Here is a 15,739-nt window from a genome sequence, read left to right as displayed (position 1 = left end):
AACTCACTTGGCACACACACTACACTTGATTTTATGATGATTTTTTTACCATCGATGGTGCAATAGGATCAGCAGTAAGATAACCAACGGCAGCCGCATAACCATTATTATAATTGGCATTGATATAGCTTTGCAGTGTGCCTTTTACATTTGAGTGAATGCTTTCCCAATCTCCGGCATGCTGAAAATTACTCATGATATAGGTCCAGCCATTGATTGAATCGACTGCGTGAAGGCCTGTTGATTCTGCACCTGCTGGTGTAGATAGAATACGTGACAATACTTTGGTATCGACGTTATATGCCCATAAGAAGTTATTGACATGCATCCCGCTGTCTTCACCAATAAATAAGGTGCGTAATGCTTCCGAGTATTTCAAGTTATCAGGATTGGCAATTTTATCAGGATTGGCTGTATTGCCAAGCGTATCTGAGGCTGCAAGATCTTCTCCTGCAATCAAGACACGTGATTGATAAGCAACCCAGTCACTATTGATGGTTGCACCAGTCGAATCAATTTGGCCACCTTTCATGTCATGCGCTACGACAGCACCAGCATTGATTGCTTTGCTGAAAGAAACGTTATTTGATTCCACCCAGCCAGAACCATTCTTGACCATCGATTTTTGCAAATAAGATACCGCAGAGTAGGCCACTTTATCTTTGATATTGACGGTTGTGCCTTCCAGTTTGGTAAAGGCCATACTTCCGCCTTTCAATGCTGCATAACGGTGTGTTTCAAGGAAAGCCGCTGCTTTTTCCATACCCGATTTAACTTTTACCCATAGTGTTTTGGTATTGAGGGTAATTTGAGTATAGCCTGTTGTATCCGCAGGTTGTGTAGATAAGCTTTCCATAATATCAGTCGGCTTAATTTTACTCACATTGACCAAATCTGAGATTTCTTGGCTGGTGGCATGCCCCAAGTTAATCCATTGAATCGGTGCAATGGTATTTTCAGAGAATACAGAAGTATATTTGGCAACATAGAGTGTACCTGCAGATAAATCTTTTTCTTTATCTGCAACAAACATGAAGAAACCACCATTGGTATAGTCATCGCCCATAATCAAGGTACGATTATCTGGCATCACCTGTACCAATTCATGTGAAATACGACCTACACAGAAATGCTTTTTCACGCTGCCTGTACCATCTGCATGAACCGTGACTTCAGGCAAATGTCCATAGTTATATGGATTTGCTGTGGTGGTATCACCAAAGTAGTTTTGGCTATAAGCAGTCACTGTAGATAGCGCAGTCCCGACACCTTGATCAAATGCATCTGGCTCGTATTCTTCGCTAGAAAGATGAGTTCCCCATGGTGACATGCTCGCACCACAGGTAATCCATAAACCATGCGCAATGGACATATCAACGTTATAGTATTTTTTAAGTTCCAAGTGACCCGTTTTTTGATCCTGATCTAGGGTAAGTACTGCAATTGGCGATGGTAATTTACCATACATACTTTTACCAGCCAGGTCTTTTGTTGTGTATTCAAATTGCACCACATGAAATACTGGATTATTCACCCCAGCAACATTTGCATTGGGTACAGTAATTAATGAAGAACCATCTGGACAGTCCGAGAAAAATTGACGTTCAGAACCTGGGATAGATTTGTCGATGATAGGATTACCTTTGGCATCAACATACCCACCAGCGATCACTGTTCCAGATGTTAAGCTTGGAACTTGATCGCCTGTTTTAAAAAATGGCTTATAGGCAAGCTGATAGTCAGTTTTAGAGCCATCATCCCAATTCACACTCAGTTTTGAATTAACTGTTGTTGTCGCCATAGCTGCAGGGTTGCTAAGCGTAGGTGCATCCATAGAGGTAAATGTTGCACTTTTAAAGTTTACAGTCTTTGTTGGTGTAGTTGATGTGTCACTGTCATTGCATCCTGCCAGTGTTGCTGCTGTTGCCATTGCCCCGAGTGGTAAAAAAGGAATACCAGTAAACCATTTTAGAAGATCGCGACGGGTAGGGTGCTGATTTGCCGATGTCGTTGTCATGAGAAATCCGTATAAATTATTTGTGTTTGGAACAGCAATGATTTTAAGAAAGCTTAGTGACGTTTTTTTTACACTTTTAAGTCAATTTGAAGACAATTTTGTGAATTAATTTTTATAAATCATATAATTATACACCTGGTGAATGGACAGGATTGCAGTATTAAAAATAACCAGATGTTAAGCTCTACGTTTTTCGAGGATCTTTCCAAAAATTAATCCAAGCTCAAACAATAACCACATTGGAACAGCGAGCATAATCATGGAAATCGCATCGGGCGGTGTGATAAACATCGAGATAAAAAAGCAACCGACCACAATAAAACGTCTTTTCTCGACCAGACTTTGTGTATTTACGATTCCAATCAAGATGAGCAATAAGGTCGCAATTGGAATTTCAAAGGTAAAACCAAAAACCAGAAATAACTTTAAACAGAAATCCAGATAACTATTGATATCGGTCATCGGCGCGACAGTTTCAGGTGAAACGCTCATAAAGAAATGTAAAATGCCAGGTAAGGCAATAAAGTAAGCAAAAGCAACGCCTGTATAAAACAGCACAATACTACCCACTAAAAGTGGTATGGCTAAATGTTTTTCTTTTTCATATAAGGCGGGTTTAACAAAGGTCCAGAGCTGAAATAAAATAAATGGCATGGCCAACATCATGGCAACACATAAATTGAGCTTGAAAGGTGCCATAAATGTTGCTGTAACATCTGTTGCAATCATGGAGGATGTGCTTGGCATCTGGCGACGAAGAGGCTCTGACAGCCACTGATACGTCGTATTACGAAATGGTAATAAAATAAAAAATAAAGCGAGCGTAACCCCAACGATCTTAAATAGGTGTCGTCTCAATGCAATCAAATGTTGAGTAATAGGCATCTGTTCCAAGGTTTCTTGGGCAGGCATGATGTCATTTGAAGGGATCTGGCTCATACGGCAATCTTTAACTCGACAGAAGAAGATTCAAGCACTAAGTCGTTATAACGTTCAGGCTGTTGATAATGCTGCTTTTGATGGCAAAAAGGCACAATCGTTTGTGGGGTTATACAAAATATGTATTTTTGGGGCGTGATAGATGGTTCTGATTCAATCGGTTGTTTGGGCTGTTCAGCAATTTTTTCTGTTGACGCTTTTTCGATTTCTTTTAATCGCGCCTGCATCGTTTGCTCAAGCGTATGTAAACGATCTAATTCATCCTGCATTTCTTTACGGAATTCGGAAAGATTCAATTCACGATCAATCTCATTTTGAATATTTGAGATATAACGCTTAATTCTGGCATACCAACGTCCTGCGAAACGTGCAGCAACGGGAAGTTTATCTGGACCAAGCACGAGTAGTGCAATAATCCCGAAACAGAAGAGTTCACCAAAACCGACATCTAACATTTTAAAACACTCTTAGCTTTTCGCAGAAGAATGATCTGCTGTCTTAACTTCTGCATCAATAGTGCGTGGAGTATGTAATTGAGCATTTTCTTCAGTTTCATCGCGCATTGATTTTTTAAAATCTTTGACTGCACCGCCGACATCTTTTCCGAGATTTTTTAGTTTTGATGTACCAAATAAAAGTACGACCACAATCAAGAAAATGACCACATGCCAAATCGATAAACCTGCCATTTTTATATACTCCAAAAGTTTGTTGTTATTTCAACAGTTTGGCATGACAATCTTGTGACATTTGGATTGCAGTTTTAAGACAGTCTTATTTTTTAAGATTGAAATGTTAGTATCCCTATCAAAAGTTTAAATTGTATTTTAGAGATGGACTGTGAGTTTAATTCTTCCACTGATTGCATTTATCGTTGGGTTATGTCTGGCGCAATATAAGCTTTCCGAACATTTAAAACCCTTGTTGGCAACCTTGTTGGCGCGCGTGTTTATACCGATTGTCATTGTCTACAATATGGTGTTTTACCAACCTGGTAGCCTGAGTTTAATGCTGTTTAGTTTCATCTCGGCAGGTTTATTGTATGGACTATTTATTACGCTATTTAAAGACAGACTAGGTGCTTTATGCTTTAGTTATGTCAATATGGCATGGTTGGGATTTCCTTTTGCAATTGCCATTTTTGGTCCACAAATTAGCCCTGCGATTGTTGCGTTATATATTGGAGGGTCTATTTTTGGCAATATCTGGGCGGTTACTGCTGTTTCTACGGAACCACAAGCTAAACGCATCATTTTAAAAAAAGTCATGCAATCCCCACCCTTTATTGCACTTGTTCTTGCAGGGTTCTGTCGTTTATTGGATGTACAAAATATTCAAAATACCCATTGGTTTGATCTGGTCTATCATGCCAGTAAAGTCGGAATGACCTTTGCTGGAATGTGCGTGTTAGGCATGTGGTTACGCAAAACCAAAGTCAATTTTAATGACTTGAAACGCAGCAGCATGATTTTAGCGTTAAAGCTCGTTTGTGGTTTAGTGCTTTGTAGCATTGCTTATTTTTATCTACCGATTCCACGTATTCAGGAATATATAGGTGTGATGTTTTTGTTGTTCTGTTTGCCACCTGCGGCAAATATTGTTGCACTGGAAACACATTATCAAGGGACTGGTCTTTCGGCAAAGTATATTGCATCGGGTACGATGGTGAGTTGTGTAGTCATTGCTGTTTATGGGATGTTGCTGCATTTTTATTTTTAAGTCTAAATGGTCGAAGCCCAATAGAATTTAATCCGCTATGTTGTTATTTCAGAACAGTGTTTGACCATTAAGACTTGAAAGCAGATTTAACCTTCGGTTCGACCTACCTTGCGAAACGATGTTTCTCATTTGGCAAAAGTAGGCAAAACCATTGTCGTTCGCAAAACTCGTTATCTTGCATTACATAATAATATATCGCAGAAACAATATATTGCAGATAGTGGTTTGTCTCGAACAGTTGCGAACGACGTTTTCGCGTATCTAATTTTATTTAACTTATTCACTCTCTAGTCATCAAACTCTCACGAAAGCGCTGCATCGCCTGTCCACGATGGCTGATTTTATTCTTTTCTTCCTTGCTCATTTCCGCACTGCTCATTTTTAGTTCAGACAACCAAAATAATGGATCATAACCAAAGCCATGTTCACCACGTGCTTGTTCCAAAATTTCGCCATGCCAAAATCCTTGGAAAATTTGCGGCAGAGGATCTTCGGCATGCTCGACTAAGGCGAGTACGCATACAAACATGCCTTGAATCGCTTGTTCAGCATTACGGAACGGCTTTAAGTCATGCAGAAGTTTCTCATTATTGGCAGCATCATTGCCATGATCACCTGCATAACGTGCAGAATAGATTCCTGGAGCACCGCCCAATACAGGAACACAAATTCCTGAATCATCGGCAATCGCAGGTTTCCCTGAAATTTTAGAGGCATGCCGTGCTTTAATAATGGCATTTTCAACAAAGCTTAAACCGTCCTCAATGGCATCTGGGATGTTCAGTTGGCCTTGAGGAATGACATCGACAGGAAGCTGAAGCTCGGCAAATAACTTTTCAAATTCGGTAATTTTACCTTTGTTGTTGCTGGCTAAGACGAGTGTGCCTTGAGAGAGCCAATGTGGTGCAGACATAATTAAAACTCGAGTAAAAAGAGAAAAACTAAAAAACAAAAAGCACCCGAAGGTGCTTTAAAATTCAAAAAACTTACTGCGCCTGAATCCATTTATCCGCACGATCAACCGCTTGACGAATCTGATCTTGGGTCAAGTTGGCAGCCAAAGCGGTTTTTTTGCTTTGCGACATATTAATGACTTTATTGTCCAGCATACCGTCACGGGTTGAAAGCTCGTACCATTGGTACGCACCCTGATAGTTTTTCTTCTGTTCTTCCATCATCGCCAGATTGTAGCTGGCACGATTGTCACCATTACTTGCCGCTTTTTCAAAGTACTTGCGTGCCATTGCTTCATTTTTAGCAACACCGACGCCATCTGCATACATACGGCCCACATTGAGCTGAGCAGGGGAAAGTCCCTGATCTGCTGCAGCCTTAAACCACGTAAATGCTTGCTTATCATCTTTGGGAATATTTTTACCGTGCTGATAATGTGCACCCAAATAGAACTGGGCACCAGCTTGACCAGATTTTGCTGCTTGAGTCAGCTCTGGAATACTCATTACAGAATAACGTGCTGCTTGTGCTGCAATAGATTGCGGTTGTGCCACATAATCTGCATGGGCTTGAAAGCTTAAAAGTCCAATGACTAGTGTGCTAAATACTGCTTTTTTCATAGAGCGCTCACTCGGTATATTGCGACTTCACCAAACAAATTCGGGATATGCTTACTCAGAAGACTCCCTTGCTGATTCCCATTCACGGCAAGTCGATTAATAATTTGAATTTCATTTTCTGCACAGAGTGCTTCAAAGTCCTTAAAAGTACACAGGTGAATATTGGGTGTGTTATACCACATATAAGGCAAAGCTTCAGAAACAGGCATCATTCCTTTCAAGGCTAAAAATGAGCGCGTTTTCCAATGCGCAAAGTTTGGAAAGGTAATAATAGCCTGTTTTCCCACACGCACCATATCCCGTAATAAAACATCTGGTGCATCTACTGCTTGCAAAGCTTGTGCCATCACCACATAGTCAAAAGACTGATCGGCAAAACGGCGCAGGCCCAAGTTCAAATCCTGTTGGATAATATTTAACCCGCGACTGACCGCAATTGCAATCTTTTCTTGATCAATTTCTAATCCATAAGCACGAATTTGATGTTTTTTACTCATATGAGCCAATAATTCACCATCTCCACAGCCTAAATCTAGTACGCTTGAGCCTGGTTTAATCCACGTTTCTGCAAGTTGTTGGTCAATACGCATCAGTTGATCTCCACTTGAGGTGTCGATTTTAAATGTGCTTCACCGCCTAAAAATGCACGAAGTGTTTTCACGTAAAGCGGAATCGGAAACAGAAATGAATCATGTCCCTGTTCAGCATCTACGTCCAGATAAGTGACGGGTTTATGGTTGGTGATGAGTGCATCTACAATTTCTTGGGATCTTTCTGGTGCAAAACGCCAGTCGGTGGTAAATGACACCACTAAAAAGCGGCATTGCGTTTGCGCCATAGCCTTGGTTAGAGATTGTTCATACTCACGAGAAGGATCAAAATAATCCAATGCCTTGGTCATAATCAGATAAGTATTGGCATCAAAGTTTCGGCTAAATTGCTCGCCTTGATAGCGTAAATAACTTTCGACCTGAAACTCGACATCAAAGCCATACATAAATTTGCCCGATTTGAGGTCACGACCAAATTTTTGTTTCATGGCTTCTTCAGACAAATAGGTAATATGTCCGACCATTCGAGCTAAAATTAAACCACGTTTGGGATAGCTGTCATGCTCTAAATAACGACCGTGATAAAAATCTGGGTCGGAAAGAATCGATTGGCGGGCAACTTCATTAAAGGCAATATTTTGTGCAGAAAGCTTTGGTGCACTGGCAATAATCACACAGTTTTTGAGACGATCAGGATAATCGACTGACCACTGTAAAGCCTGCATCCCGCCCAATGAACCGCCAATCACTGCATACCAGCTCTGGATACCTAAGTGATCCGAAAGTAATGCTTGTGTTTTAACCCAGTCACGCACCGTCACCAGTGGAAAATCTGGGCCGTAAGGGCGGTTTTCATTTTCAGGATTGGGTGAGGTAGGGCCAGTTGATCCATTGCAGCCACCAATGTTATTCAGTGCAACAACAAAGAATTTATTGGTATCAATGGCTTTGCCAGGACCAATACAGGCATCCCACCAACCTGCTTTTTTATCATCATCGTGATGATAACCTGCTGCATGATGGTGACCAGAAAGTGCATGACAAATCAAAATTGCATTTGAATAGTCTGCATTTAAGGTGCCATAGGTTTCAACCATCAGCTCAAAACGTGGCAACACTCGACCACATTCGAGATGCAGAGGTTCTTCAAATTGGAACTTTTGCGGAGTAACCAACCCCACTGAGTCAGATGGAAAAGACACGGGAGCAATTCGCCTTTTATCTTTAAATCAATAATAAAAGAAAGGATACCATAGGTATCCTTTCAAAAAGAGTCTTTTACCGAGATTAAACTGCGGCAGCAGCAACTTGTTCTGTGCTGAGTACACCTTGCTCAATCAAGCGGTTGGTACATGCAAGGATCGCTTCAATAGATGAAGTGACGGTATTGTCATGTACGCCTGCACCAAATGCACTCTTGCCAGTACCTTTTACTTGAATTTCAATCAGTGTTAAGGCTTTGGCATTAGCACCTGAGCTGATGCTGCGTTCTTCATAGTTTAATACATCAATTGGTAATTGAAGTGCATTCATAAATGCGGAAATTGGTCCATTACCTTCACCGCGAAGCTGTTGAATTTCACCATCAATATCAATATCTAATTCAATAATTTGGGTTCCATTGATATCAGATAAACGATAGTTTTTCGCAGTATAGTGCTGTTCTTTTGCTTGCACATAGGTATCTTGGAATAATTTCCAGATTTCAGAGGCACTGATTTCTGTACCATTGGCATCTGTGGTTTGTTGAACGATTTGTGAAAACTCAATCTGTAAACGACGCGGTAACACCACGTTGTAGTTCGATTCTAACAAGTACGCAATGCCACCTTTACCCGATTGGCTGTTGACACGAATCACCGCATCGTAGTCACGCCCCAAATCTTTTGGATCGATTGGTAAGTACGGCATATCCCAGATGTCTTCATTTTTCTGGAATTCAAAGCCTTTCTTAATGGCATCCTGATGTGAACCAGAGAATGCGGTGAAGACCAAATCACCCGCATATGGATGACGCGGATGTACAGGTAAGCCTGTACATTCTTCAACAGTCGCAATAATTTCATTGATATTAGAAAAATCTAACTCTGGTGCCACACCTTGGGTATACATATTCAAAGCAATTGCAGCAACGTCGACATTACCTGTACGTTCGCCGTTTCCAAACACACAGCCTTCAACACGGTCTGCACCCGCCATAATGGCAAGCTCAGATGCTGCAATCCCACAGCCACGGTCATTATGGCAGTGAACAGAAATAATCACGCCATCACGACGAGCAAGATTACGGTGCATCCACTCAATTTGATCGGCATAGACATTCGGTGTTGACACTTCGACAGTCGCTGGCAAGTTTAAGATTACTTTATTTTCTGGTGATGCTTCCCAGATTTCAGTCACAGCGTCACAGACATCTTTTGCCACTTCTAATTCAGTGGCAGAGAAGCATTCTGGACTGTACTGAAAAATCCAGTCAGTTTGCGGATACTGTGCTGCATATTCCTTGACTTTATGAGCAGCATTGATGGCCAATTTTTTGGCACCCTCAACGCCGACATTTAAAACTTTCTGGCGGAAAGTTGGAGAGTTGGCATTATAAATATGCACGATCGCGCGTTTAGCACCAGCTAAAGATTCAAAAGTACGCTCAATTAAATGATCGCGTGCCTGTACCAATACTTCGATATACACATCATCTGGAATATGGTTTTCTTCAATTAATTTGCGGGTAAAGTCAAAATCAATCTGTGATGCAGATGGAAAACCAATTTCAATATGTTTAAAGCCAATTTTGACCAACATTTGAAACATTTTAAATTTTTGATCGATATCCATCGGTTCAAAAATAGCTTGGTTACCATCACGTAAATCGGTACTCATCCAGATGGGCGCTTTGGTAATTTCATTATTTGGCCACTGGCGGTCTGGTAAATCGACTCGCTGGTACATGCGACGGTATTTTTTGCTTGGATCTGCCAACATCATGAGAGTGCTCCTTGTCGTAGCGCGCTTGAGGGATTGTTCTCAGGCAAAGCACTACATTTATATATGGTATTGAATGACTAAAATTTAAATAAAAAACAAGAGAATCTGGGCCTGTTTCAGGCAAAATTATTTATACGCGCGCTTGGCGCAGCATCAGGAGTGCCATCATGCTTGGCGTTTTTGAGGAAAAAGCAAAAACGTATTTCATTGCTATGTACCGTTAAAATTAGCTGAGTGATTTCATTAAACTCAACAAAAACATCTTGTGGTTTGAGTCTAGGTGAAAAACGTCATGTATGCAAAATCATATTGTAGATTTTAATTTGAATAAATGGAAAATGTTTCCCTGTTTTTTGCATGATTAGGATGGTTGATGAAAATTTTTTCTAAACTATCCTAATATTTTAATAAAAATTATTGTGTTTGAGTCTTACGCATTCAAAATGTGGTCTAAACCTCAGACCACATTCGTATGAGGTTGTGATAAATATTGGTGAGCTTCACTACCTCTGGATAGCCATCGCCATGCTGTATACGCAAGCTACGTACAGTTTCATCCAGATTAAAAAGTAGATGTCGTTTGGTATCATCTCGAACCAGACTTTGTACCCAAAAAAATGAAGCGAAACGACTACCGCGAGTAATACTACTGACTTCATGCAAACTGGTTGACGGATAAAGCACCAGATCACCTGCGGGTAATTTGACCTCATGATAACCGTAGGTATCTTCAATGACCAGATCCCCACCATCGTATTCTTCAGGTTCGCTCAAAAACAGGGTACACGACAGATCGGTTCGCATCTGCTGGCTCGTGCCTCGAATCAGGCGAATGGAATTATCAACATGAAAACCAAAACTTTCATGCTCATCGTAGCGATTAAATAATGGTGGAATAATATGATGGGGAAGTGCGGCTGTTTGAAAGGCTGGATTGTTCCAAATCGCCTGAATCACTAAATCGCTTAAATGATGCGTAAGCGGGTCTTGTTCAGACAATTGTTGGTTATGTTTAACTGAGGCAGATAAAGTTCCAGCAGTTACTTTTCCATTTACCCATTGAGCAGTATCCATCAGTGCCCTAAATTCTGCAACTTGCTGTTTAGTGAGAACATTTGGAATATGATGAATCATTGGGAAATACCTATGAAAAAGGACATTGGAAAATAGAAAAATAGCCTCAACAATTGAAGCTATTTTATATGGGTTTTCATTAAAGCTATAAAACGATAATGGCTTTATATTTTAGTACTTAAAGTTAATCGCGAGTACTGCATTGCGACCATCACCTTCAAAAGCATAGTGTGCCGCATGCGCGCTAGTGAAATAACGTTTGTCCGAGATGTTGTTGATGTTCAGCTGTAGATTCACATTCGGGTTGATATCGTACTTCGCCATCGCATTATAAATGGTATATGCTGGCAAGTATTTCTCTGCGGTTGTACTTGAGTTTACAAAGACTTTGTCTTTGTACTGCGCGCCAGCACCGAGGGTGAACTTTGGCATGACTTTATAAGTCGACCAAAGCGTCGCACTGTTTTTGGCTACGAACGGAATTGGGCCGCCCGATGGCACTGCCGCGCCACGTGAGTAACCTCCATTTTTTAGCTCGCTATCTAAATAGCTATAGCCAGCAGAAATATCCCACTTTGGGGTAAGATGACCATTTAACTCCAGCTCAAACCCATCAACTTTGCTATCGCCAACATTCGAGTACAGACCCGATGCATCTTGAATACGGGTATTTTGCTTTTCTGTGCGGAAAATCGCCGCTGTTAGATTGGCACGCTTATCAAATAAATCCCATTTAGTTCCCAATTCGGCAGTACGTGCTTTTTCAGGTGAAAGATCTGCAATCGAGGTACTCACACTGGATTCGCTGCTGTCTCCTTGACCAATTCCCACTGGGTTTGCAGAAGTGGCATAGCTTGCATAGATGCTGCCATTTTCTGTTGGCTTGAAAGTCAGACCAGTTTGGTAAGAGAAAAAGTCACTGTCACTGTCTACATCGACACCTGTAGATGCGACACCAGCATACGTCATCGCGGCTTTATGATATTTCACGCTGGTATCGAATTTATCCCAACGTACACCTAAATTTAGCAACCATTGTGGTGTGAATTCAATGCTATCCAGCGCGTACAGTGAGGTTGTTTTACTGCGTGTGGTATACATGTTGGCATAAGGTGTAATGGTGCCTGTATATGCTGGGTTAGTTGGATTATAAAGGTCTGTACATTGGTAGTTTGAGCTGGTGCAGGTGCTACTGGTGGCAGGCGTGATATAAAGACCCAAATCAGTACTTTGATCACTGTATTCAACACCAGTATTAAAACTATGTTTAAGCATACCAGTATTGAACTTGCCCGTGAGTGCCAGTTGATCTGAAAAAGCATCGGTATTGGAGATACGGCTTAGAGAGTGACCACGCCATACGGTGCCATTGGCCACGTTACCCTTGGAGTCATCGGCATTGGTATAAATATAGTCAGTTTTAGATTTGGTATAGGTAGCTACATTCGACACAGTGAGATTGTCACTTAAATCGTGTTCAAGCTTGAACGTACCAATGTGGTTTTCGCGTTTATCAAAATCGCGATTTTTCCAGCCGTAATACGTACCTTGCTTCACCGAAATCGGCTTGCCGCCTGTGGTTGGAAATGGAATACCTGCATCTGGCTCATCATAACTTTGCAGGTAATAATAGCTCAGTAAACCACGTGTTGGAGTACCAAGTCCCCACGCAATACTTGGGGCTAAACCGACACGATTATATTCGGCACCATTGCTCTGACCTGGCTTTTCATTTTGATGTCCCATTACGACCACTCGGCCTGCAACACCGTTGCCAAAGTCTTTATTGGCATCCAGTTGAATATGACGATAATTATCTGTACCGCCAGCAACAGTCCCTTGATATTCATCGCCTTGGTGTGCCTGTTTGGTAATCAAATTGATACTACCACCCACACCGCCACCGCCTGAAAGTGTAGAGCTTGAGCCTTTGGTGACTTCAATTTGCTCGACTGCAAAGTTATCACGATTTTGTGTCGTGGCATTTCTTACGCCATCCACATAAATGGAAGACTGTGCGCTATACCCACGGATATAAGGCGTATCGCCAAACGGTGTACCGCCTTCACCAGCTGCAAAGGTAATACCTGGTACATTTTGCAGGGCTTGCGTTAAAGAGGTTGCACCGGTGTCCTGTAGTAATTTTTGTGAAACGATCGCGACCGATTTTGGTGTGTCGAGTAACGGTGCGACATATTTCTTGTTGGCAGATGTATCAACTTTTAAGCTTTCTGTTTGTTCTGCTTGCGCACGAATGGTTGCAAGGTGCGAAACATCATCTTGCGCAATAACGGGAGTTGACATGACGGCAAGGGAGGAGGCAATAGCAGAAGAAACAATCTTCTTTCGAGTGGTGATAAACGCCATAGAAGTCTCAATATCAATAAGAAACAGTATGCGAATAATAATGATTATTGTTTTTATGTGTAAATTTTCTTGATTGGTTTTATTGGTAAAAAATAGAGAAATTATGGATTTTAAAAGATTAAAAATTACATTTAATATTTAAGATTTTGAAAAGTATTATTTTTATTTTTAAGATAATGAAGTATGAACAGATGAAATTAATTTTTTTAAGCATTTTTTAAGATTTATACTGAATTTGTTTTTCTTGTTTTAAGGCTAAATCTAGGCTTTTTCACGATCTGTTTTGTATATCGGAAAAGTTGTCATATAATATAGCACTTTTAAAAATTGCTACTACTAACCTAATTTATCGAGGAAGCCATGCAAGTAACGACTGAAGCGGTTTCGGGCGTTGCCCGTCGTTTAAATGTTTCTGTACCGACGAGCCGTATTAATGAGCAATTTGAAGCTCGTTTAAAACGCACTGCCAAAACTGCGAAGATCAACGGCTTCCGTCCTGGAAAAGTGCCATTGTCCCGTGTACGTTCTGATTTTGGCCCAGGTATTTACCAAGAAGTTGTTAACGACATTATTCGTGATACTGTGTTTGAAGCGATTCAACAAGAAAAAATCAATGCTGTGGGTATGCCAAACATTGAAAAAGTAGAACATAAAGACGACGCTTTAGTTTATGAAGCAACAGTTGAAGTGTATCCAGAAGTTGAAGTAAAAGCATTTGATACGCTTGAAGTTGAACGTAAGGCTGCTGAAATCAACGATAAAGACGTTGATGCAATGATCGAAAATCTGCAAAAGCAACGTCAAACTTGGGCTGTAACGAAAGGTATGGCCAAAAAAGACATGCAAGTCACGTTTGACTTTGAAGGTGAAGTTGACGGTGAAAAGTTTGAAGGCGGTTCTGCTGAAGACTTTAAACTGGTACTTGGTTCTGGTCGTATGATTCCGGGCTTTGAAGACGGTATCATCGGCATGAAAGCGGGTGAAGAGAAAGTTATTGATGTCACTTTCCCAGAAGACTATCAAGCAGCGAACCTTGCAGGTAAAGCAGCAAAATTCAAGATCACAGTGAAGCAAGTTGAAAAGCCAAAACTTCCTGAAATTGATGCTGAATTCCTAAAAATCTTTGGTATTTCTGAAGAAGATGGTGTTGAAAAGTTAAAAGCTGATGTTCGCAAAAACATGGAGCGTGAAGTTCGTAACGGTCTTCGTAACCAAGTTAAGCAAGCAGCGTTTGATGCGCTTGTTGCAGCGAATGAGATTGACGTACCATCAGCAATGGTTGCTCAGGAAATTGATCGTCAACGCGAGCAAATGATTCAGCAATTTACTCAGCAGTTTGGTGGTGCGGGTGCGCAATCATTTGATAAGAGTATGCTTCCAGACGAATTGTTTAAAGAACAAGCTGAAAAATCAGTAAAACTTGGTGTACTCGTAAGCAAAGTATTGGCTGATGCGAAACTTGAAGTCGATCAAGCACGTGTTGATACTTATATCGACGAGATGGCATCTTCTTATGAAGATCCTACAGAAGTTGTTGATTACTTTAAAAATGATAAGCAACAACGTGCACAAATCGAAGCAGTTGTATTAGAAGATCAAGTGGTTGATCATATTCTTGCTGCAGCGAAAGTGACTGAAACAGAAGTTTCTTATGATGATTTATTGAAAGAACAACAAGCTCGTCAGGCTCGTTAATTCTGGATCGTAAAAAAGGCGCGTAAGCGCCTTTTTTTATTGATGTTGTGATTTTGTTATCTTTCAAACAATTCTGCTATCTTAAGTCGAAATAATCTGATATTTCGTTTGGAATGTTTTTGCAATTTTAGTCATTATCCCTCATATTGTCGTTATGGGTTAAGTTACAAAAATTTAGGAATAAATAAACGTATGTATGTTCCAACGATTGAAAATGCTTTAGTTCCTGTTGTGGTTGAACAATCTTCGCGTGGCGAACGTTCTTTTGATATTTTTTCACGCCTTTTGCGTGAGCGTGTCATTTTCCTCACAGGTGAAGTGGAAGATAACATGGCCAATTTAATTGTGGCTCAGATGTTGTTTTTAGAAGCTGAGAACCCAGATAAAGATATTCATCTTTATATTAATTCACCAGGCGGTTCTGTAACTGCTGGTATGGCAATTTATGACACCATGCAGTTTATTAAACCTGATGTGGTGACTTACTGTATGGGACAAGCGGCTTCAATGGGAGCCTTCTTACTCAATGCAGGCGCAAAAGGTAAACGTTATTGCCTTGAAAATGCCCGTGTCATGATTCATCAGCCACTGGGTGGTTTTCGTGGTCAGGCATCAGATATTGAAATTCATGCGCGCGAGATTCTGTTTATCAAAGAACGTTTAAACCGTTTGATGGCAGAACACAGCGGTCAAGATTATGAGAGAGTTGCTCGTGATACAGATCGTGATAACTTCATGACCGCACAAGCCGCAAAAGAATATGGTTTAGTGGATGAAGTTTTATCTAAGCGTCCCTAATAATTAAGATTTAAGTTGTG

At 40.8% G+C, this 15,739-nt stretch carries 14 protein-coding genes; 3 read left to right on the top strand and 11 right to left on the bottom strand.

Annotation, left to right across the window (positions count from 1 at the left end):
- Nucleotides 1-31: 31 nt before the first annotated feature.
- The 4 genes from F952_RS00660 to tatA all read right to left on the bottom strand — a co-directional run bounded on the left by F952_RS00660 (nucleotide 32) and on the right by tatA (nucleotide 3,645).
- Nucleotides 32-2,017: a PhoX family protein gene (locus tag F952_RS00660; RefSeq protein WP_004920107.1), complete on the bottom strand. Its 1,986-nt coding sequence runs from the start codon at nucleotides 2,015-2,017 to the stop codon at nucleotides 32-34.
- A 177-nt stretch (nucleotides 2,018-2,194) separates the two neighbouring features.
- Complete coding sequence (gene tatC / locus F952_RS00655; RefSeq protein ID WP_004920104.1) at nucleotides 2,195-2,956, bottom strand: twin-arginine translocase subunit TatC; 762 nt, start codon at nucleotides 2,954-2,956, stop codon at nucleotides 2,195-2,197.
- On the bottom strand, nucleotides 2,953-3,411 hold the full coding sequence (gene tatB, locus F952_RS00650; RefSeq protein WP_004920102.1) for a Sec-independent protein translocase protein TatB: 459 nt from the start codon (nucleotides 3,409-3,411) through the stop codon (nucleotides 2,953-2,955). Before tatB ends, tatC begins: the two co-directional genes overlap by 4 nt.
- A 12-nt stretch (nucleotides 3,412-3,423) precedes the next feature.
- Nucleotides 3,424-3,645, bottom strand: coding sequence for a Sec-independent protein translocase subunit TatA (gene tatA / locus F952_RS00645; protein ID WP_004920097.1), 222 nt, complete (start codon nucleotides 3,643-3,645; stop codon nucleotides 3,424-3,426).
- A gap of 151 nt (nucleotides 3,646-3,796) precedes the next feature.
- On the opposite strand from tatA, the gene F952_RS00640 reads away from it, so the two are divergent.
- Nucleotides 3,797-4,675 carry an AEC family transporter gene (locus F952_RS00640; RefSeq protein WP_004920094.1) on the top strand — a complete coding sequence of 293 codons (879 nt, stop codon included), beginning with the start codon at nucleotides 3,797-3,799 and terminating at the stop codon, nucleotides 4,673-4,675.
- Nucleotides 4,676-4,955: 280 nt separating this feature from the next.
- On the opposite strand, the gene rdgB is transcribed toward F952_RS00640, so the two are convergent.
- The 7 genes from rdgB to F952_RS00605 form a co-directional block, all read right to left on the bottom strand.
- Complete coding sequence (rdgB, locus tag F952_RS00635) at nucleotides 4,956-5,588, bottom strand: RdgB/HAM1 family non-canonical purine NTP pyrophosphatase (RefSeq protein WP_004920091.1); 633 nt, start codon at nucleotides 5,586-5,588, stop codon at nucleotides 4,956-4,958.
- Between the two features lie 73 nt (nucleotides 5,589-5,661).
- Entirely contained in the window at nucleotides 5,662-6,249 is a 588-nt protein-coding gene (locus tag F952_RS00630; RefSeq protein ID WP_004920089.1) for a tetratricopeptide repeat protein, read from the bottom strand.
- Nucleotides 6,246-6,839, bottom strand: a complete 594-nt coding sequence (gene metW, locus F952_RS00625; RefSeq protein WP_004920086.1) for a methionine biosynthesis protein MetW — start codon at nucleotides 6,837-6,839, stop codon at nucleotides 6,246-6,248. Before metW ends, F952_RS00630 begins: the two co-directional genes overlap by 4 nt.
- Complete coding sequence (gene metX / locus F952_RS00620; RefSeq protein ID WP_004920083.1) at nucleotides 6,839-8,002, bottom strand: homoserine O-succinyltransferase MetX; 1,164 nt, start codon at nucleotides 8,000-8,002, stop codon at nucleotides 6,839-6,841. Before metX ends, metW begins: the two co-directional genes overlap by 1 nt.
- An 85-nt stretch (nucleotides 8,003-8,087) precedes the next feature.
- Nucleotides 8,088-9,785, bottom strand: coding sequence for a 2-isopropylmalate synthase (leuA, locus tag F952_RS00615; RefSeq protein ID WP_004920079.1), 1,698 nt, complete (start codon nucleotides 9,783-9,785; stop codon nucleotides 8,088-8,090).
- Nucleotides 9,786-10,235: 450 nt separating this feature from the next.
- Nucleotides 10,236-10,919, bottom strand: a complete 684-nt coding sequence (locus tag F952_RS00610) for a Fe2+-dependent dioxygenase (RefSeq protein WP_004920076.1) — start codon at nucleotides 10,917-10,919, stop codon at nucleotides 10,236-10,238.
- Nucleotides 10,920-11,030: 111 nt separating this feature from the next.
- Nucleotides 11,031-13,226 carry a TonB-dependent receptor gene (locus F952_RS00605; RefSeq protein WP_004920073.1) on the bottom strand — a complete coding sequence of 732 codons (2,196 nt, stop codon included), beginning with the start codon at nucleotides 13,224-13,226 and terminating at the stop codon, nucleotides 11,031-11,033.
- Nucleotides 13,227-13,586: 360 nt separating this feature from the next.
- On the opposite strand from F952_RS00605, the gene tig reads away from it, so the two are divergent.
- Together tig and clpP are read left to right on the top strand one after the other, a co-directional pair.
- Entirely contained in the window at nucleotides 13,587-14,921 is a 1,335-nt protein-coding gene (gene tig, locus F952_RS00600) for a trigger factor (protein WP_004920071.1), read from the top strand.
- A gap of 192 nt (nucleotides 14,922-15,113) precedes the next feature.
- Nucleotides 15,114-15,719, top strand: a complete 606-nt coding sequence (gene clpP / locus F952_RS00595; RefSeq protein ID WP_004920069.1) for an ATP-dependent Clp endopeptidase proteolytic subunit ClpP — start codon at nucleotides 15,114-15,116, stop codon at nucleotides 15,717-15,719.
- Nucleotides 15,720-15,739 lie beyond the last annotated feature (20 nt).

It is taken from the genome of Acinetobacter baylyi DSM 14961 = CIP 107474 (assembly GCF_000368685.1).
Lineage (GTDB): Bacteria > Pseudomonadota > Gammaproteobacteria > Pseudomonadales > Moraxellaceae > Acinetobacter > Acinetobacter baylyi.
This window is presented reverse-complemented; position numbering and strand designations above follow the sequence as displayed.